This is a genomic window from Aromatoleum sp. (assembly GCF_036675785.1).
Taxonomy (GTDB): Bacteria; Pseudomonadota; Gammaproteobacteria; order Burkholderiales; family Rhodocyclaceae; genus Aromatoleum.
Genome location: NZ_JAKFEF010000003.1, coordinates 1 through 17,402 on the forward strand (window position 1 = coordinate 1; position 17,402 = coordinate 17,402).

Below are 17,402 nucleotides of genomic sequence, written 5' to 3' on the forward strand. Positions count from 1 at the left end.
TTCCAGCATGCGCTGGAGCTGCATGGCGGCAACGGCGTAATGCGCGACTTCGGCATCGAAAAGCTGTTCCGCGATGCGCGTGCCGCCCAGATCGAAGACGGCGAAAACTATGTCCTGACTATGCGCCTGGGCCTGCTCGCGCAGCAGCTCTATGCCGATGGCTGGTCCAACAACTGAAAATCTTCCTAGGGAATCAAAATGGCTAAATATCCCGTCGTCGTCTATGGCGCCAGTGGCTACACCGGCATGCTGATCATGGACTGGCTGATCGACCAGAACATCCCCTTCACGGCCGTCGCACGCAACGTCAAACGGACGCAGGAGATGATGGCCCAGCGCGTCGTGCGCCTGGAGTCGGCCGTCTATGAGATCGTCGAGGCGAACCATGACGTCGAATCGCTGGCGCGTGCCTTCCAAGGCGCAAAGGTCGTCTGCAATACGGTAGGCCCCTTCGTCAACTTTGGTCTGACGACCGTCGAGGCAGCGCTTCGCGCGGGCTGCCATTACCTCGACACCACGGGTGAGCAGAGCTTCATCCGGGCGGCCCGTGAGGGCTCCGGTGAACTGTTCCGCCAGGCAGGCCTGCTGCTCTCGCCGTCGACGGCCTATATGTACACGTTCGCCGAGATCGCCGCTGAACTGGCCTTGGAGACACCCGGGATCGATGCGCTCGAGACCGCCACGCTTTGTCGCGGGCCGCGTGGTGCCGGCTCGGGTGTCACGGTGGGTTCGACGGCCTCGATCTTCGAGATCTTCCGCCATGAGCCCTGCTACCTCTGGGAGAAGAAGCTGGTTCCGCATGCGGCCAACGCCTCGTACAACGTCGCCGTTCCGGACCTCATCCAACCCGTGTTCACGATCCCGTGGGGTGGCACATCGCTGCCCATCTTCTTGGAGAGTGATCCGCGCGTGCGCAGTTGCATCTCCAGCGTCGGCTTTTACGACAACGAAGTGATGAAGTTCGTGCATGCCGTGGGCCAGAAGTGGGAGAGCGAATACAAGGGACTGTCCAAGGAGGAGCAAGACCAAGTCGTCAAGGGTCTCGTCGACTCGACGACGCCCTCCATGCCGCCGCGCGAGCGCACCACCCTGACACGCACGGTCGATACCGCCATCGGGCGCGGCCAGCTCGCCGCAGTGCGCGCGACGGTACGCGGCGTGACCCCCTACATCGCGACCGGCGCGCTGCAGACGGCCGCAGTGGTGAAGCTGCTCGACGGGGAGACCGCGAAAGTCGGATTCGCCTCGGCGTGCAAGGCCTTCGGCCACCGCTATCTCCTGGGTTTCCTGGAGCAGCGCGGGCTGGCGAGCGCGAGCGTCACTGCACTTTGAGGGCCCGACCATGGCGATCATCGATTTCTTCGACCGCGGCTGGCGCCTTAACCCCGAGGGCGCGGCCTACATCCAGGGAAGCCGCAGGTACAGCTTCAACGAGGTCGGGCGGCTGAGCTGCCGCATCGCGCGCGCGCTGCAGGCAGTCGATCTCGGGCGCGGCAACAAGGGCGCGGTCTGGGCCGGCAATGACGCCACCGCCTGGACCTGCGCGCTCGGGCTGTGGCGGGCCAATATGGCGTGGATTCCGGTGGGCGCCCGCAACGCCGCCGACGAGAATCGCCACGTCCTCGACACCTTCGACTGCGACGTGCTGTTCTTCCAGAAGGAGTTTGAGGCAACGATCGCCGCCCTGCGGCCGGCTTTGCCCAAAATCAAACTCTTTGTCTGCATCGACGGCGAAGCGGAAGGCGCTGCATCCCTGGTCGACTGGGTCGAAGGCCACGCCGACACCGACCCGGGCATCGCCGTCGATCTTGACGATGTGATCGCGATCTCGCCCACCGGCGGCACCACCGGTCTGCCCAAGGGGGTGATGAACACCCACCGCAGTATTCAGACTTTCGTCGCCCACTTCATGATCGGCTGCAGCTATGGCGCCCGGGATCGCCCGGTCAACCTGGCGGCAGCACCGATGACCCACACCTCGGGGTTGCTGTCGCTGCCGTGCACGGCACGCGGCGGCTCGGTCGTCATCCTCCCCAAGCCCGATCCGGCGCTGCTGCTGGAGGCCATCCCCGAATACCGGGTGACGGAATTCTTCCTGCCGCCGACGGTGATCTACCGCCTGCTCGACATCCCCGACCTGAACAAGAAAGTCGACTTCTCGTCGCTGAAGTATTTCCTCTACGGTGCGGCGCCGATGTCGTTGGACAAGCTAAAGCGCGCGATCGAGGTCTTTGGACCGGTGATGATGGAAAGCTACGGCCAGACCGAAGCCCCGGGGGCCATTGCCTGCCTGCGCCCCGACGAGCATTTCGACGGCGCGGCGCTGGCCAGTGACGAGCGACTGTCGTCGGTGGGCCGGCCCAATCCGCTGATCCGGGTCGAGATCCTCGACGACGACAACCGGGTCCTGCCCCAGGGCGAAACCGGCGAGATCTGCGTCCGTGGCGATCTGGTGATGAAGGGCTACTACAAGGACCCGGCCAAGACCGCAGAAACCATCGTCGACGGCTGGCTGCACACCGGTGACGTCGGCCACCTCGACGCTGGGGGCCACCTCCACATCACCGACCGCAAGAAGGACATGATCATCAGCGGCGGCTTCAACGTCTACCCCAGCGAAGTCGAGCAGGTGATCTGGGCGCACCCTGCGGTGCGCGACTGCGCCGTCATCGGCATCCCCGACGAGAAATGGGGAGAGTCGGTGAAGGCGGTGGTCGAGTTGAACGCCGGCCAGAGCGTGAGCGACGAAGAACTGATCGCCCTGTGCAAGCAGAAGCTGGGCTCGGTCAAGGCACCCAAGACGGTCGACTTCGTCGCTGCCCTGCCCCGCAGCCCGGTCGGCAAGGTGTTAAAGAAGGACCTGCGTGCAGAGTACTGGCGCGCTACCGAGCGGAGAATCTAGGACTATGACAAAGCTCTACATCGCCGGCATCGCCATGACGGTGTTCGGTCGCCACCTCGAGCGCAGCCTGCACGACCTCGCCGGCGAAGCGCTCGCCGGCGCGCTCAAGGACGCCGGCTGCAAGGCCGGGGATATCGGCGCCGCCTACTACTCGGGCATGACCAACGGCGCGCTGCAGGGGCAGATATCGGTGCCTGGCCAGGTGATCTTCAGCAAGATCGGGCTTGAGCGCATCCCGGTGTTCAACGTCGAGAACGCTTGCGCCTCGGGCAGCAGCGGCTTTCACCTCGCGCTGCAGAGCCTGAAGGCGGGCGCTACCGACGTGGCGCTGGCGATCGGCGCCGAGAAGATGAATATCCCCGACAAGGCCCGCGCAATGGCGCTGTTCGAGGGCGGCTGGGACGTCTCGCGCGTCGAGGAAAACTACGCCACCCTGATCAGGATGGGCGAAGGCATCACGCCGCCACCGGGGTCGGAATCGGACCGTCCCTACAGCCGATTCATGTCCATCTACGCGGCGATGTGCCGCTGGCACATGCGGACCTACGGCACCACGCAACGGCAGATCGCCGCCGTCTGCGCCAAGAACCATGGGCACTCGGTCCACAACCCCTACTCGCAGTTCCGCAAGGCCTTCAGCATCGACGAAGTGCTGGCGGCGCCGCCGATCACTTATCCGATCACCCTGCCGATGTGCGCGCCGCTGTCCGACGGCGCCGCCGCCGCCATCGTCTGCACCGATGAGGGGCTGAAACGGATCGGCGCCGACCGCAGCCGCGCGGTCGAGGTCGCGGCCAGCGTGATCCGAAGTTTCAGCCACCGCGGCATCGACGAGCCCGAAAAAGCCGTCGGCCGCTTGGCGGCGCTGCAGGCCTACGAGATCGCCGGCATCGGCCCCGGCGACATCGACGTCGCCGAAGTCCACGACGCCTCGGCGATGGGCGAGATCATCCAGGCCGAAAACCTCGGGTTCGTCGACCTGGGTGAAGGCGGCCCGGCGGTCGAGCGCGGTGATTTCACCATCGGCGGCCGGATCCCGATCAACCCATCGGGGGGTCTTGAATCGAAAGGCCATCCACTGGGCGCCACCGGTATCGGCCAACTCTACGAACTGGTGACCCAATTGCGCGGCGAGGCCGGCGCGCGCCAAGTCGAGGGCGCCCGCCATGCCATGCAGGAGAACGGCGGCGGCTTGCAGGGCGTCGAGGAAGCCGCGGTGGCGATCCATATCCTGAGGCGCTGAGCGCGAGCTGGCGAAAGTCATGGCAGAGCTATATCTCGTCAGGCATGGTCAGGCAAGTTTCGGAGCCGACAACTATGACCAGCTTTCATCATTGGGACAGCAGCAGGGGCAACTGCTCGGGGAATACTTTGCCGAGCGAGATATAGCCTTCGATCACATCCTGATCGGGACGATGAATCGGCACCGGCAAACGGCGGACGCGATCTTCCAAGGCTCAACCGAAGGTGCGAGCTTCAAGGAACACCCAGGACTCAACGAATACAACTTTGGCGCGCTATTTGACGGTCTCGGTGATGAACACCGTGAATTGCAGCTGCAGGCAAGAAAAGGCAAGCAGGATTTCTATAAGGCCTTGAGGCAAGTACTCCTGTTGTGGATGGAAGACCGTATCGAAGGCCCTATTCCAGAAACATGGTCTCACTTTCAGCAGCGCGTTGCTGATGCCAGGAACTATATCCAGGGACTGAAAGGACGGATCTTGGCAGTGAGTTCGGGGGGCGTCATGGCTGCAATCGCGCAGCAGACACTTGGCGCCCCAATAGAAAAGGTCATATCGCTCAACCTGCAAATCAACAACTGTAGTTTTTGCCGATATTTCTTCAACGCAGATTCATTTCATCTGGCAACGTTCAACAGCATTCCGTATTTCGACAGAGCGGATCGTCTAAATCTAATTACCTATGGGTAGCCATTATCGTGACCAGCGAAATCCACCAACTTGATGTCGACCGGCTGCGCCAATACTTGGAAACCCATATTGAGGGGTTTGCCGGACCTTTGAGCGCTGAGAAGTTTTCGGGCGGCCAATCAAATCCAACATTCTTTTTGCGGGCAAAGAGCGGCAACTACGTCCTCCGCCGGCAGCCGCCGGGCCAGCTCCTGAAGTCGGCGCATGCGGTGGATCGTGAGTATCGCGTCATCACCGCCTTGTCAGCGACGCAGGTACCCGTTGCGCGCGCTCATCATCTCTGCACCGATACGAGCGTGATCGGCAGCATGTTCTACGTCATGGATTACCTGGATGGCCGCATCTTCTGGGATCCGGCGCTGCCCGAACTCGATATCGATCAGCGCAAACCCGCTTACGACGCGTTGATCACGGCGCTGGCATCGCTGCATGACGTCGATGTCGATCAGGTCGGCTTGAGTGATTATGGCCGCGCCGGGAATTATTTCGAGCGGCAGATCGGCACCTGGACGAAGCAGTATCGTGCCTCTGAAACCGAGCGGCTGGAATGCATGGAAGCCTTGATCGATTGGCTGCCGAAGCATTGCCCGGCGGAAGACGGTAGGCCAGCGCTGGTTCATGGCGACTTCCGCTTCGACAACCTCATTTTCCATCCCAAGGACCTGCGCGTCCTGGCTGTCCTGGACTGGGAGCTTTCCACGCTGGGCAATCCCCTGGCGGATCTCGCGTATTTCTGCATGTGCCTGCGTTTGCCGGCGGATGCTTACGTCACCGGGTTGGGTAGCAAGAATCGGGGCGCCCTGGGTGTGCCCGAGGAAGCTGAGGTCGTCCGGCGCTACTGCGAGTTGCGTGGCATCCCAAAAATAGAGAATTGGAATTTCTATATTGCATTCAGTTTCTTCCGCCTTGCTGCGATCGCTCAAGGCGTAAAGAAGCGTGCCATCGACGGCAATGCGTCCAGCCTGCACGCGCAAAAAGTCGGAGAGATGGTTGTACCGCTCACCGAAATGGGCTTTGCCGCAGCGAACGAAAAAGAAGCACCGGTTACTCCATCAATTGAGCGGAATCTGGAAAGGAGTACGTCGTGACGACCAAACTATTCGACCTTGAAGGCAAGATCGCCTTGGTGTCCGGGGCAAGCCGCGGCATCGGTGAGGAAATCGCCAAGCTGCTGGCGGAACAGGGCGCGCATGTGATCGTCTCCAGCCGCAAAGCGGAAGACTGCCAAAGGGTCGCCGACGCCATCCGTGAGGCAGGTGGACGCGCGAGCGTGCTGGCCTGCAATGTCGGCAGGATGGAAGATATCGCTGCCGCATTTGAACAGATTGAAAAGCTCCACGGCCGCCTCGACATCCTGATCAACAACGCCGCGGCGAACCCCTATTACGGGCATGTGCTGGATACGGATCTTGCCGCTTTCACCAAGACCGTCGAAGTCAACATTCGCGGCTACTTCTTCATGTCGGTCGAGGCCGGCAAGATGATGAAGAAGCAGGGCAAGGGGGCGATCGTCAATGTCGCCTCGGTGAATGCTTTGCGCCCCGGTGCGAATCAAGGCATCTATTCGATCACCAAGGCGGCGATCGTCAATATGACCAAGGCCTTCGCCCGGGAATGCGGCCCGCTCGGAATCCGCGTCAATGCCTTGCTCCCCGGGCTGACCAAGACCAAGTTCTCCACCGCGCTATTCAATGACGAAAAGCTCTACGGCGAATGGATCTCCAACATTCCCTTACGCCGTCACGCTGAGCCGCGCGAGATGGCCGGCGCCGTGCTCTACCTCGCGTCTGACGCCGCCAGCTTTACCAACGGCGACTGCATCGTCGTCGACGGCGGCATGACTCTTTAAAAGATGGATCGATAGAAAGGAAATATCATGGATTTTGCCTACTCGTCCAAAGTAGAAGAGCTTCGGAACAGCGTGCGCAGCTTTATGGACTCACATATTGTGCCGCGCCAGAGCCAATGGCTTGAGGAAGTGCATCGCGGCCAGTTTCCCGTGTCCTTCATGGCGGATCTGAAGGCGCTCGCCAAGTCGGAAGGCCTGTGGAACCTGTTCCTGCCCAGCCTGCACGCCGACGAACCGGGTACCGGCCTGACCAACCTGGAGTACGCGCCGCTGGCCGAGATCATGGGACGTGTGAGCTGGGCGTCCGAAGTCTTCAACTGCAATGCTCCGGACACCGGCAACATGGAACTTCTGCACATGTTCGGCACCCCGGAGCAGCAAAAGACCTGGCTGCGCCCCCTGCTCGATGGCGAAATTCGTTCGGCTTTCGCAATGACAGAGCCTGACGTAGCCTCTTCGGACGCCACGAACATCACCACCTCGATCCGGCGGGAGGGCGACGAATACGTCATCAACGGTCGCAAATGGTTCATCACCAACGCCGCTCATCCGCACTGCCGTATATTCATCGTCATGGGCAAGACTGACCCGGAAGCCGAGCGGCACAAGCAACAGAGCATGATCCTGGTGCCTCGGGACACGGCAGGTCTGGAAGTTGTACGCAATATCAATATCGTGAACCACCATTCGCCGGAAGGCCACTGCGAGGTCATCTTCCGTAATGTGCGCGTGCCGGTATCCAATCTGCTCGGAGAGGAAGGCAGTGGCTTCGCCCTGGCCCAGGCACGTCTCGGTCCCGGGCGTATTCACCACTGCATGCGATCGATCGGTGCTGCCGAGCTGGCTCTGGAAATGATGATTGACCGAAGCCTGGAGCGACGCACGTTCGGAAAGTATCTGCATCAACATGGTTCGATCGGCGAGTGGATCGCGAAATCGAGGATCGAGATCGATCAGGCGCGCTTGCTGGTGTTGAAGACTGCCTGGATGATCGATCAGTTTGGCGCCAAGCATGCGCATAAAGAGATTTCCATGATCAAGGCCCTGGTCCCCGGGGTCTATACGGCGGTATGCGATCGTGCGATGCAGGTATTCGGGGCCATGGGTATCAGTCCCGATACGCCGTTGGCGGACATGTGGACCTGGGGCCGCGCTTTGCGCTTCGCCGACGGCCCGGATGAGGTGCATCTGCAAAATATCGCCCGTATGGAAATCAAGAAGGGGCAGGAAAATCTGGGCGCTACTGCGCCCTATTTGAGAACCCCGGAGCGCCGCTGACACTGCTTGACGACGTACCCGGCCTGACTGCGCGCCAACAGCGATCCGTCGACGGGTACGCCATCAGCGGCATCGCCAGCGATATCGCTGCCAGTGCACGAAAACGAACTCATCCGCGACCGCGATCAGCGCTGCGAAAAGCTCCAGGCGATCGCCCACTGCTGCAATGCCGGCCTGCAGGTCGTGCTGGCCGTGTCGTGCCGGTCGTCAATGACAAGACGCTGCGGCGGCTCATCCAGTTCGCCGCGCAACAGCGACTCACCGGCATCAATTTGCAGTCGGTCGTCCTGTCCGGCCGATATCCGGAGGAACTCGCGCAGAGCCGCAGGCGCTTCACCGTGACGCACTTCCTGCGGGCCGTCGAATCCCGGAGAAGGCCGACCGCGCGCGGGCGACCTGCAGCCGATGTCCTGCCCCGATCTGCGCTGCGGGCTGCTCGCCTACGTCGTCATCGACAAGGACGGACGCCTGCTCCCCCTCAGCCGCCTTGTCGGCGACGAGCGCCTGCGCGAGCACGTCGCGGACTTCAGCGACTGGGAGACCCCGCTGCGGCAACTCGGCTGCGACAGCAGCGCTTGCGGCTTCGGCGACCATGGTGGCGACAATAGCGGCCAGAATAGCGGAGACGCACGCGAGCGCCTCGCCGACGCGCGCGACGGGGTGGAGTTCTTTGCGATCGGCTTCGGGTTCCGAACATCCGTTCGAATTTCTTGCGGCGGTGAATGTGATGGCGAGGAAGGGCGGTTAAGAGCTCGAAGGCGTCCGGCGAGGCGACCCCGTAGTCCAGTTTCAGAAAGCTACGCAGCCACGCGAACTTGGCCCGGCCCCACTGCGAGACCTCCTCGAAGTCGTCGGCCCGGCTCAGCACCGCGCACACGGCCACCGTGAGCAGCTCGCTCAGCTGGTACCGCGTCTACTGCGCGTTGCGCCAGTCCTCGAGCCCTTCGAACACCTTGACCATCGCCGCCTTGTCCGTTTCCATCGACTGCCCAAAACAGGCAGTCAGCCGCACTGTCGTCTATGCTCACAACTTCAGTGCGCAGAAATGAGGTTTGAGGATGCCTCCAGGACCACGACCGACATTGTGGTTTCCGGCGCAGTTCAATTCTCCGTTTTCTAGGTGGCGCCTTCCGAAAATGACCGCGGGACTGAACAACAAGACTGCCGTCGCAATCGCCACGCTCGTGGGCCTGCTCGCCCTCGCGACGCCCATCGCAATTTCGATCTACTGGGCATGGAAGCAGAGCTTCGACGAGCAGATGGCGGGCGTGGTCTCGCTCGCCGAAGACGTCTTGCGCCGCAGCGACGACTCCGCCGACCACATCGCTATCGCCTTCCGGACGCTGGAAAAAGCGGCGGACACGAATCCCTGCTCCGAGCAGAACCGCAGGCTGATGCGTCGGCTCGAGATCGAGAGCGTCCATATCGAGCGCCTGGGCTATGCGGTCGGAAACAAGCTGGTTTGCAGCTCGGCCGGTCCGGCCGGGGAACGGGGCGAAGGGGCCGACCTGGGCCCCGCGACCTATGACAGCGGCGTCGGAACGGTGAGTCGCCCTTCCGTGGAGTTCCCGCACCTTGCGCCGGGCTCGGAGTTTCTCGTTGTGACGCACAAGAAGACCGCCTACACGGCGGTAATTCATCACGATCTGCCCCTGCAAGTGTTCCTCGACAGGCCCGAGGTTTCCCTAGGTGTGTTCTCCCGGATGTCCAGGGGGCCCATCGTCTCCCGCGGCGACTTCGACCCGGCATGGCTGAAAACCCCGCCAAGGACTCGCGCGGAGGAGTTTTCCGACGGCCGTTATCTGGTCGCGATACGTCCATCCACGAAGTACACGTTCTCGGCCTATGCCGCGATTCCGATGACCAGCGTCAACGAGGGTCTTCGCCGCACCGCGATGGTCCTCGGGCCGATCGGCTTGCTCGCCGGGGTCATCCTTGCATTCGCGGTCTTTTACCTCGCCATGCAGCAATTGGCGCTGCCGGCGGTGCTGAAGGTCGCGCTGAAACGGAACGAGTTCTTCCTCGTCTACCAGCCGATCATTGAACTCCGCGGTGGCCGATGCGTGGGTGCCGAGGCGCTCATCCGCTGGCGTCGCCCCAACGGCGAGATGGTGCGCCCGGACGTATTCATCCCGGTCGCCGAGTCCACCGGCCTCATCCACGAGATCACCAAGCGCGTAATGGAACTCGTCGCCCGCGATGCGGCGAGGCTGCTCCAGACGCGCAAGGACCTCCACGTCGCCATCAACCTGTCCGCGATAGATCTGGAAACGCCCGAGACATCCCAACTCATTCGCGATCTGATTCAAAAAATGAACGTGCAGCCGAAAAACCTCATAGTCGAAGCCACCGAGGGCGGCTTCATGCAGGCAGACGTCGCCCGACGAATCATGGACGACATCCACGCCCTCAACATCAAGATCGCCATCGATGATTTCGGGACGGGTTACTCAAGCCTCTCCTACCTCGAGAAATTCCGGCTCGATTACCTGAAGATCGACAAATCCTTTGTCGACACCATGGGCGGCGAGACCCCCACCAGCCAGGTCGCCCCGCACATCATCGAGATGGCAAGAGCGCTGAAGCTCGAAATGATCGCGGAAGGTGTTGAAACAGAAGCGCAGCTGAAATACCTGCAGCAGCGCGGCGTCCAATACGCCCAGGGCTGGTACTTCGCCAAGCCGATGTCGTTCGCCGAATTCGCCACATACGTCGCCAAGACGGAAAAGCGTGCCGCGGCGGCCTGATGCTCAAACGTGGTCCGCATTTGGCAGTCATGAACAGCCAGGCATAACGGCCACTGGACTCAACCGCTGACGCGGTTGGGGGTGATGCACACGCTGCGGGGCCGAGGTCGGCACATTCACGTGAAGCCCGGGTTGGAGAAGGACGGTGTGGCCGTTCGCAGCCCTCCAGTCCTTTCCGATCAGGAGCTTTGCCGTGATTCCCCTTCGCCAGCGCATGCTCGAAGAGATAAGCATTCACACTCTCGCCGGCTGGAATCGTCATCAGGGCGGCTCGGGTCGGGAAGTGTCAGCGTCGATGATTCCCGGGCGGGCTTGAAACCGAAAGTGAAGAGGGAATTCTCAACACCCTGTTAGGGCAAGCTTACTTGCTGCCCGTTCGGGCGATAGATCAGCAGATGATTGACCACACCTCCCTGAATCGACTTGACCATGGTTTCCAGTGCCTGCTGTGTCGCCTCGTCGCTTGGCTCCCTGTCTCCTTGCCCGCTCAGGCAGCCAACAAACACCATATCCCAGGCTTGTCCGGTGTGGCTTGATTCTTCCACCAGTTCAGCAAAGCTCTGGATCTCGTTTGTTTTCTTGTCTACGTACATTACGGGAGTCAGCGCGCCCCCCTGACCATTTTCAAAGACGCGCTTTTCTTCCGCAGAGGCGCCTTCAGGCAATTCCGCACGCACGAAAACGAACAGCAAGCGCTGCGGCTCGGGTTGCCGACGAGCAGCCTCCAAGAGATTTTCAAACCCTGAGATGATCATCTTTCCGCACTTCCCTTCCTGTCATCAGGCCGAGAACTCTGTCACAAAACGACAGCGCTCAACGATGGCTTACCCGAATTCTCGTACGACCCCGGAAGCTGGCGTTGCCGCCTTCGGGAGCAGCAGGAGCAGCGGCTTGGGATGGGGCCCGCGCCGCCGTCGTTCGGGCGCCCAATCACCTGAACCAGCGAGCCTCTTCCCTGGCGAGCGGCAACCAGTGCAGGAAACCGAACAGCACCGTCAGAAAGACGCTGATCAGCAGCGCGCCTTTGTAGAGCTTGACACTCTTGAAGGCGACGAGGACTTCCAGCGCATGGGCGCCCAGCAGGATGAGCGCCGCGTACTGGATCGCCGTACCCGTCTCGCCGGGAAACGGGACGACGCAGGCCGCGACCGCCAGTGCGTAAATGACGAGGCAGACGCCTCTCAATAGCGTATTCATACCCGCCCGACCCTCCGCGATCACCATGAAATGGGATAGTTTTCAGGCCCGGAATAGAATGCCGCGCCGGTCATGAACATGTACTCGGTGTGGGAGAAATGGTCGCCGCTTTCGGCACGCGGCGGGTTCGCGAGTTCATTCGTCGCTGCATCGTTTCTCCCGGCCGTTTCCTGTCCGGCATACGGCTCCCATCCCGATGAGAATCCGCTGCCGGACAGGAAGGCACCGTCGATGTAGCCGTAATGGTCCCGCGCGGCGGCCCGCGGGCCAGCACTGCCTTCTTCCGCGCATCCGGAACCGATCCCCGTAAACATCAGGAGCAATACCACGATGGGATGCAATGAACGTTTCATGATCTGCCCTCTCCTCGATTATTGTCGTCACTGAAATGAGTGCCCGTCCGCCGGGCAAGGCCGCAGAATCAACCGATGGTCCACGTGTCCCCGGTGTTGAAGAGCTTTTCCAGCGTCCCGGCGCCTCGTTTCGCGCGCGCGTCGGCCGCGAGTTCGGTGCCCAGCGTCTCGTACACCGGTGCGTCGACCGCGCGGAAGACCCCCAGCGGCACCGGCAGCGGCGCCGCGAACTGCGACAGGAAGAAGGCCAACCCGCCATTGGCGGCCGACTCGTCATGGATCGCGAGCTCGGCCTCGGTCACACCGTTTTCGCCGACCGTGACGACCTCGGGCTCGAAGCCGCGCATGCGGATGCCCTTGTTGCCATCCTTGCCGAAGCGCATCGGTTTGCCGTGTTCGAGCAGGAGGCGGGCGTCGTCCCGCGTCTGCTTGTCGGCCAGCGCGTTGTGGGCGCCGTCGTTAAAGACGATGCAGTTCTGGAGCACCTCGACGAAAGCCGTGCCGGGGTGCTCCGCGGCGCGCCGCAAGGTTTCCAGCAGATGCGGGTGATCGCTGTCGATCGTGCGCGCAACGAAGGTCGCGCCGGCACCGAGGGCTACCGATACGGGACTGAAGGGGCGGTCGATGCTCCCGAGGGGCGTGCTCTTGGTCTTCTTGCCGAACTCGGAGGTCGGCGAGTACTGCCCCTTCGTCAGGCCGTAGATCCGGTTGTTGAGCAGGATCATCTTCAGGCCGATATTGCGGCGCATCGCATGGATGAAGTGGTTGCCGCCGATCGCGAGCGAATCGCCGTCACCGGACACGACCCACACGGACAGCTCGGGCCGGGCGAGCTTGAGCCCGCTCGCGATGGCCGGCGCTCGCCCGTGAATGCTGTGCATGCCGTAGGTTTCCATGTAATACGGAAAGCGGCTCGAGCAGCCGATGCCGGAGATGAACGCGAAGTTCTCCTTCGGGATGCCGAGCGTCGGCAACAGCTTCTGGACCTGGGCGAGCAAGGCATAGTCGCCGCAACCCGGGCACCAGCGCACATCCTGGTCCGACTCGAAGTCCTTTCTCGTCAGCGGCTTGATTTCAGTCATCTGATTCATCGTCGGTTCCTCAGCGTTCCAGGATTCGGTCGTAGATTTCGGACACCTTGAACATCTTTCCCTGCACCTTGGACATGACGATCACATCGCGCAGGTAGCGTTCGCGCAGCAGCTTCGAGAGCTGCCCGAGGTTCAGTTCCGGCACGAGCACGGTCTTGTAGCGGGCGAGGATGTCGCCCAGGTCGGCGGGCAGCGGGTTGAGGTGGCGCAGATGCACGTGCGCGACGGACTTGCCGGCGGCTTCGGCCTGCTCGCGCGCCTGCACGATCGAGCCGTAGGTGCTGCCCCAGCCGACGATCAGCAAGTCGCCGCTATGCGGACCTTCAACCTGCAGCGGCGGAATGTCCTGCGCGATGCCCGCGACCTTCGCGGCTCGCACATCGACCATGCGTTGGTGGTTGATCGGGTCGTGCGAGATGTTGCCGCTGAGGAAGTGCTTCTCCAGGCCGCCCACGCGGTGCTCCATTCCGGGCGTGCCGGGCCGCACCCAGGCGCGCGCGAGGTTCTCGTCGCGCGCATAGGGCTGGAAGCCTTCCGGATCGGTGCGGAACTTCACCTCGAGCGGCGGCAGGTCCGCCGGATCGGGGATCCGCCACGGCTCGGCCGCGTTGCCGATGCCGCCGTCGGACAGGAAGATCACCGGCGTCATGTACTTCACCGCGATGCGGAAGGCTTCGATCGCGCAGTCGAAACAGTCGGCCGGCGAACGGGCGGCGATCACGGGAATCGGACACTCGCCGTTGCGCCCATAGACGGCCTGCAGCAGATCGGACTGCTCGACCTTGGTCGGCAAGCCGGTCGAGGGGCCGGCGCGCTGCACGTTGGTGACGACAAGCGGCAGTTCGAGCATCACCGCAAGTCCCAGCGCCTCGGTCTTCAGCGCCATGCCGGGCCCGGACGTCGTCGTCAGCCCGAGCACGCCGCCGTAGGCGGCCCCGATCGCCGAGCAGATGCCGGCGATCTCGTCCTCGGCCTGGAAGGTCGTGATGTTGAAGTGTTTCAGTGCGGACAGTTCCTGCAGGATGTCGGTGGCCGGCGTGATCGGATACGAGCCGAGGAAGAGCGGCACCTCGGCGAGTTCCGACGCCGCCGCGAAACCGAGGGCGGCGGCGTGGTTGCCGGTGAGGCTGCGATAACGCCCGGGCTTGATGTCCGCGGCGCGCACCTGGTACGTGCTGACGAACATCTCGGTCGATTCCGCGTAGGCGTAGCCCGCGCGCAGCGTGATCACGTTCGCCTCGGCGATCTCCGGCTTCTTCGCGAACTTCGCGCGGATGTTCTGTTCTTCGTCCTCGATCGGCCGGCCGTACAGGTAGAGCATCAGGCCGAGCGCGTAATAGTTCTTGCAGCGGCCGACCTCCTTTTTCGAGACCCCGGAATCCTTGAGCGCCAGCGCCGTCAATTCGGAGATGTCGATCCGATAGAGGCGGAAATCGGTCAGCGTTTCGTCGTCGAGCGGATTGCTCTGGTATCCGGCCTTTTGCAGGTTCGTCTTGTTGAAGGCACCGCTGTTCGCGATGATCATCCCGCCGTGCTTGACGTCCGGCAGGTTGGTTTTGAGCGCCGCGGGGTTCATCGCGACGAGCACGTCCGGCGCATCACCCGACGTAAATACCTGCCCCGAAGAAAACTGGATCTGGTAGCCGGACACGCCGAACAGCGTGCCGGTCGGGGCGCGGATTTCGGACGGGTAATCGGGGTGCGTCGCGAAATCGTGGCCCGCCCTGGCCACCGACTTCGAGAACTCGTTGCCCGTGAGTTGCATGCCGTCGCCCGAATCGCCGACGAAGCGGATGACGACGCTCTTGATCTCCTCGATCGGGCGGGTCTTCTGAATTTCACCGCCGACGACCCTGGTCTCGTCCCGCGTCATGGTTTGAGTAGTCATACGAAAGCACCTGATGTCCGTTATTGGAGTGCGGCGACCGAGGCACGCAAGGTCAGCCACACGTCGTTTGACGGAATCGATTAGGCGCTTTGCAATGAGGCCGCCGATTGACCCGACGCGCCAATTTCTTGACCTGACGTCTCACCTGGGGGCAAGGCCGTGAGGCTTGCGGATCGAGTCCGGGGCCAAATCCTGATTCCCCGGAATGCCGCATCGGACATGGGGCCGGAGCGGATTTCGGTTACCGCCGAAGCGCGTTTGCGAGTGCCCCATCCGGCTGTCCAGCCCCCACCGGATGGGTGGGGGGCGGTGATCCCCTTGCGGGTCGTGGGGATGGCCTACGCGCGCACCCGACGTGGCCCTTCGGCTAGCACCAAATGTCAAGGCGATGTCCCAGCAGGTCAATCACGGCCTCGCCAGATTGCTTAACGTGGTCGCACAAAAGAACGAATCAGTACGGAGGAGACACCGCCATGACCAGGAATGGCCTGCATTCCGGGTGCCTGCGAGCGCCCGCGAATTCTTCCGGACGGTTCATTGTTTAACGACCGGCGGAATTCACGATGAGCACACTCGAACAGCGTTTCCCGCGGGTTCTGATCGCCGGCACCACCAGCGGCTTGGGCCGCGCCCAGCGCGGCTGGAAGGTCGCCGTGAGTGGCCTTGATCCGGCGGGGGTCAAGCAAACCGCCGATCTGGTACGCGCCGCCGGCGGCGAAGCCATGGAACTGCTGCTCGACGTCACCAAACCCGAGGACTTCGCGGCCGCCGCCCAACGCATCACCGCCGACTGGCGTGGCCTCGACGTGCTAGCGAACAACGCCGGCGTCTCCGACGGCGGCCGCCTGGAGGATGGCCTCGTCGGTGTATCTGTCCAAAGATGGCGCGGCGCAAGCGCCCAACCGTGAGGAGACTCCCATGCTGATGGAACGCCGCCCCTTCCTCTCACACGCCCGCTGCGAACCGGCCGTCCCCGGCGTCGTGCTGGACCAGAACGGCCAGCCGATGGCGACGCAGCTTCCCGGCGAGCGCGCCCTGACGATCTATCTCGACAAGCGCGAGATCGTCACACTGATGACGCTCGGGCAGAACCCCGAGGCGCTGGTACTCGGCTACCTGCGCAATCAGCGCCTGATCGATGACATCCGAGACATCGCCGAGCTTCACGTGAGCTGGGAGGTCAGCGTCGCCGCCGTGAGCACGTACCGAGGTGACGCCGGCGAGCGCTGCGAGGATCTGCTGCTCCGGCGCACGGTCACCTCGGGGTGCGGCCAGGGCACGCAGTTCGGCAACGCGCTGGAGCGCCTCCAGCCGCTGCACGACGACGGCTTCCGGGTTGCGCGCTCGACCGTCTTCGCGCTGCTTGAGCAGGTACGCCAGCTCGATACCGTCTACAAGCGCTGCGGCGCGGTGCACGGCTGCGTGCTTGCCGACAGCGAACGCATCCTGCACCACGTCGAGGACATCGGCCGCAACAACGCGGTCGATTCGATCTCGGGGCTGATGTGGCTGGAAGGCCGAAGCGGTAACGGCGCGGGCAGCCGCAAGCTCTTCTACACCACCGGCCGGCTCACCTCGGAGATGGTCATCAAGACCGTCGAGATGGGCATCCCGGTGCTGATCTCCCGCTCGGGCACCACCGAAAGGGGGCTCGATATCGCGCGCCACGGTGGCCTGACGCTGATCGGACGGGCCTGGAACGAACGCTTCCTCGTGTTCAACGGCAGCGAGCGGATCGACTTCACGAAATAAGGAACCGGAATCATGACGACGAAAAAGGTCATTCCTCTCAGCCTGCTCCGAACCGATCGCCCGGACGAAATCGACGCCCTTCACGAGCGCCTCGAACGTGCCGGCTACATGCGCATGATGCAGATCGGCGAACCACGGCTTTCCGAGCTGGTCGCGAAGTACAAGGCGAAGGGCTACGAAGTCGAGGTCGTGCCCTATGTCGATGACGGAGACGACGGCTCGGTCGCCCCCTCGGGCGGCTGCGGGCCCGGCTCCTGCAGTTCGACCGCCAGCGCTGCCGCCTGCAGTTCCGGGGGCTGCGGCTCGGGCTCGGCCCCGGTCCGCCGCTCCGGCCCGCGCGTCGTCATCCCGGACGTCGGCACCATCTACGTGCGCATGAGCGACGCCCCATCGACGGCCGCCTGAGCCGAACCG

At 62.8% G+C, this 17,402-nt stretch carries 18 protein-coding genes and 1 pseudogene; 12 read left to right on the forward strand and 7 right to left on the reverse strand.

Annotated elements, in window-relative coordinates:
* Positions 1-18: 18 nt before the first annotated feature.
* Genes V6M37_RS00595 through V6M37_RS00630 form a run of 8 tightly spaced genes read left to right on the forward strand, consistent with a single transcriptional unit; the run spans position 19 to position 7,960 of the window.
* The gene (locus V6M37_RS00595) at positions 19-177 is read left to right on the forward strand and encodes an acyl-CoA dehydrogenase family protein (protein ID WP_332670140.1); all 159 of its coding nucleotides are present in this window, start codon (positions 19-21) and stop codon (positions 175-177) included.
* Between the two features lie 21 nt (positions 178-198).
* Positions 199-1,332, forward strand: coding sequence for a saccharopine dehydrogenase family protein (locus V6M37_RS00600; protein ID WP_332670016.1), 1,134 nt, complete (start codon positions 199-201; stop codon positions 1,330-1,332).
* Between the two features lie 10 nt (positions 1,333-1,342).
* Positions 1,343-2,902, forward strand: a complete 1,560-nt coding sequence (locus tag V6M37_RS00605; protein ID WP_332670018.1) for a class I adenylate-forming enzyme family protein — start codon at positions 1,343-1,345, stop codon at positions 2,900-2,902.
* A gap of 4 nt (positions 2,903-2,906) precedes the next feature.
* Complete coding sequence (locus V6M37_RS00610; protein ID WP_332670020.1) at positions 2,907-4,145, forward strand: thiolase family protein; 1,239 nt, start codon at positions 2,907-2,909, stop codon at positions 4,143-4,145.
* A gap of 19 nt (positions 4,146-4,164) precedes the next feature.
* Positions 4,165-4,833, forward strand: coding sequence for a histidine phosphatase family protein (locus V6M37_RS00615; protein WP_332670022.1), 669 nt, complete (start codon positions 4,165-4,167; stop codon positions 4,831-4,833).
* An 8-nt stretch (positions 4,834-4,841) separates the two neighbouring features.
* Positions 4,842-5,921, forward strand: coding sequence for a phosphotransferase (locus V6M37_RS00620; protein ID WP_332670025.1), 1,080 nt, complete (start codon positions 4,842-4,844; stop codon positions 5,919-5,921).
* Complete coding sequence (locus tag V6M37_RS00625) at positions 5,918-6,682, forward strand: SDR family oxidoreductase (RefSeq protein ID WP_332670027.1); 765 nt, start codon at positions 5,918-5,920, stop codon at positions 6,680-6,682. The genes V6M37_RS00620 and V6M37_RS00625 overlap by 4 nt, the downstream gene beginning before the upstream one ends.
* 27 nt (positions 6,683-6,709) lie before the next feature.
* Positions 6,710-7,960 carry an acyl-CoA dehydrogenase family protein gene (locus V6M37_RS00630; protein WP_332670029.1) on the forward strand — a complete coding sequence of 417 codons (1,251 nt, stop codon included), beginning with the start codon at positions 6,710-6,712 and terminating at the stop codon, positions 7,958-7,960.
* Between the two features lie 125 nt (positions 7,961-8,085).
* Here V6M37_RS00630 and V6M37_RS00635 read toward each other — a convergent pair whose 3' ends face one another.
* On the reverse strand, positions 8,086-8,307 hold the full coding sequence (locus V6M37_RS00635; RefSeq protein WP_332670032.1) for a hypothetical protein: 222 nt from the start codon (positions 8,305-8,307) through the stop codon (positions 8,086-8,088).
* A gap of 389 nt (positions 8,308-8,696) precedes the next feature.
* A pseudogene (locus tag V6M37_RS00640) lies at positions 8,697-8,921 on the reverse strand (transposase family protein); the annotation flags it as partial.
* 175 nt (positions 8,922-9,096) lie between these two features.
* Between V6M37_RS00640 and V6M37_RS00645 the strand changes: the two are divergent.
* Complete coding sequence (locus V6M37_RS00645) at positions 9,097-10,707, forward strand: EAL domain-containing protein (protein ID WP_332670034.1); 1,611 nt, start codon at positions 9,097-9,099, stop codon at positions 10,705-10,707.
* 350 nt (positions 10,708-11,057) lie between these two features.
* On the opposite strand, the gene V6M37_RS00650 is transcribed toward V6M37_RS00645, so the two are convergent.
* The 5 genes from V6M37_RS00650 to V6M37_RS00670 all read right to left on the reverse strand — a co-directional run bounded on the left by V6M37_RS00650 (position 11,058) and on the right by V6M37_RS00670 (position 15,236).
* A complete protein-coding gene (locus V6M37_RS00650; RefSeq protein WP_332670036.1) occupies positions 11,058-11,462 on the reverse strand; it encodes a ribonucleotide reductase subunit alpha in 405 nt (134 codons plus the stop codon).
* A 175-nt stretch (positions 11,463-11,637) separates the two neighbouring features.
* Positions 11,638-11,904: a DUF1145 domain-containing protein gene (locus tag V6M37_RS00655; RefSeq protein WP_332670038.1), complete on the reverse strand. Its 267-nt coding sequence runs from the start codon at positions 11,902-11,904 to the stop codon at positions 11,638-11,640.
* 20 nt (positions 11,905-11,924) lie between these two features.
* Positions 11,925-12,257 (reverse strand): hypothetical protein, encoded by a 333-nt coding sequence (locus tag V6M37_RS00660; RefSeq protein ID WP_332670040.1) that lies wholly within the window; start codon positions 12,255-12,257, stop codon positions 11,925-11,927.
* 68 nt (positions 12,258-12,325) lie between these two features.
* A complete protein-coding gene (locus V6M37_RS00665; RefSeq protein WP_332670042.1) occupies positions 12,326-13,348 on the reverse strand; it encodes a 2-oxoacid:ferredoxin oxidoreductase subunit beta in 1,023 nt (340 codons plus the stop codon).
* 10 nt (positions 13,349-13,358) lie between these two features.
* Positions 13,359-15,236: a 2-oxoacid:acceptor oxidoreductase subunit alpha gene (locus tag V6M37_RS00670; RefSeq protein ID WP_332670044.1), complete on the reverse strand. Its 1,878-nt coding sequence runs from the start codon at positions 15,234-15,236 to the stop codon at positions 13,359-13,361.
* A gap of 563 nt (positions 15,237-15,799) precedes the next feature.
* Between V6M37_RS00670 and V6M37_RS00675 the strand changes: the two genes are divergently transcribed.
* Genes V6M37_RS00675 through V6M37_RS00685 form a run of 3 tightly spaced genes read left to right on the forward strand, consistent with a single transcriptional unit; the run spans position 15,800 to position 17,393 of the window.
* Positions 15,800-16,144 (forward strand): SDR family oxidoreductase, encoded by a 345-nt coding sequence (locus V6M37_RS00675; protein WP_332670046.1) that lies wholly within the window; start codon positions 15,800-15,802, stop codon positions 16,142-16,144.
* Between the two features lie 10 nt (positions 16,145-16,154).
* Positions 16,155-16,988 carry a formate dehydrogenase accessory sulfurtransferase FdhD gene (locus V6M37_RS00680; protein WP_332670049.1) on the forward strand — a complete coding sequence of 278 codons (834 nt, stop codon included), beginning with the start codon at positions 16,155-16,157 and terminating at the stop codon, positions 16,986-16,988.
* Positions 16,989-17,000: 12 nt separating this feature from the next.
* Positions 17,001-17,393: a hypothetical protein gene (locus V6M37_RS00685; RefSeq protein ID WP_332670051.1), complete on the forward strand. Its 393-nt coding sequence runs from the start codon at positions 17,001-17,003 to the stop codon at positions 17,391-17,393.
* Positions 17,394-17,402 lie beyond the last annotated feature (9 nt).

Excerpts from the sequence above, each read along its gene's own strand:
- V6M37_RS00605 (WP_332670018.1), top strand. The coding sequence starts at position 1,343 with ATGGCGATCATCGATTTCTTCGACCGCGGCTGGCGCCTTAACCCCGAG.
- V6M37_RS00685 (WP_332670051.1), top strand. The coding sequence starts at position 17,001 with ATGACGACGAAAAAGGTCATTCCTCTCAGCCTGCTCCGAACCGATCGC.
- V6M37_RS00660 (WP_332670040.1), bottom strand. The coding sequence starts at position 12,257 with ATGAAACGTTCATTGCATCCCATCGTGGTATTGCTCCTGATGTTTACG.
- V6M37_RS00680 (WP_332670049.1), top strand. The coding sequence starts at position 16,155 with ATGCTGATGGAACGCCGCCCCTTCCTCTCACACGCCCGCTGCGAACCG.
- V6M37_RS00665 (WP_332670042.1), bottom strand. The coding sequence starts at position 13,348 with ATGAATCAGATGACTGAAATCAAGCCGCTGACGAGAAAGGACTTCGAG.
- V6M37_RS00650 (WP_332670036.1), bottom strand. The coding sequence starts at position 11,462 with ATGATCATCTCAGGGTTTGAAAATCTCTTGGAGGCTGCTCGTCGGCAA.
- V6M37_RS00610 (WP_332670020.1), top strand. The coding sequence starts at position 2,907 with ATGACAAAGCTCTACATCGCCGGCATCGCCATGACGGTGTTCGGTCGC.
- V6M37_RS00645 (WP_332670034.1), top strand. The coding sequence starts at position 9,097 with ATGACCGCGGGACTGAACAACAAGACTGCCGTCGCAATCGCCACGCTC.
- V6M37_RS00655 (WP_332670038.1), bottom strand. The coding sequence starts at position 11,904 with ATGAATACGCTATTGAGAGGCGTCTGCCTCGTCATTTACGCACTGGCG.
- V6M37_RS00675 (WP_332670046.1), top strand. The coding sequence starts at position 15,800 with ATGAGCACACTCGAACAGCGTTTCCCGCGGGTTCTGATCGCCGGCACC.
- V6M37_RS00615 (WP_332670022.1), top strand. The coding sequence starts at position 4,165 with ATGGCAGAGCTATATCTCGTCAGGCATGGTCAGGCAAGTTTCGGAGCC.
- V6M37_RS00600 (WP_332670016.1), top strand. The coding sequence starts at position 199 with ATGGCTAAATATCCCGTCGTCGTCTATGGCGCCAGTGGCTACACCGGC.
- V6M37_RS00670 (WP_332670044.1), bottom strand. The coding sequence starts at position 15,236 with ATGACTACTCAAACCATGACGCGGGACGAGACCAGGGTCGTCGGCGGT.
- V6M37_RS00630 (WP_332670029.1), top strand. The coding sequence starts at position 6,710 with ATGGATTTTGCCTACTCGTCCAAAGTAGAAGAGCTTCGGAACAGCGTG.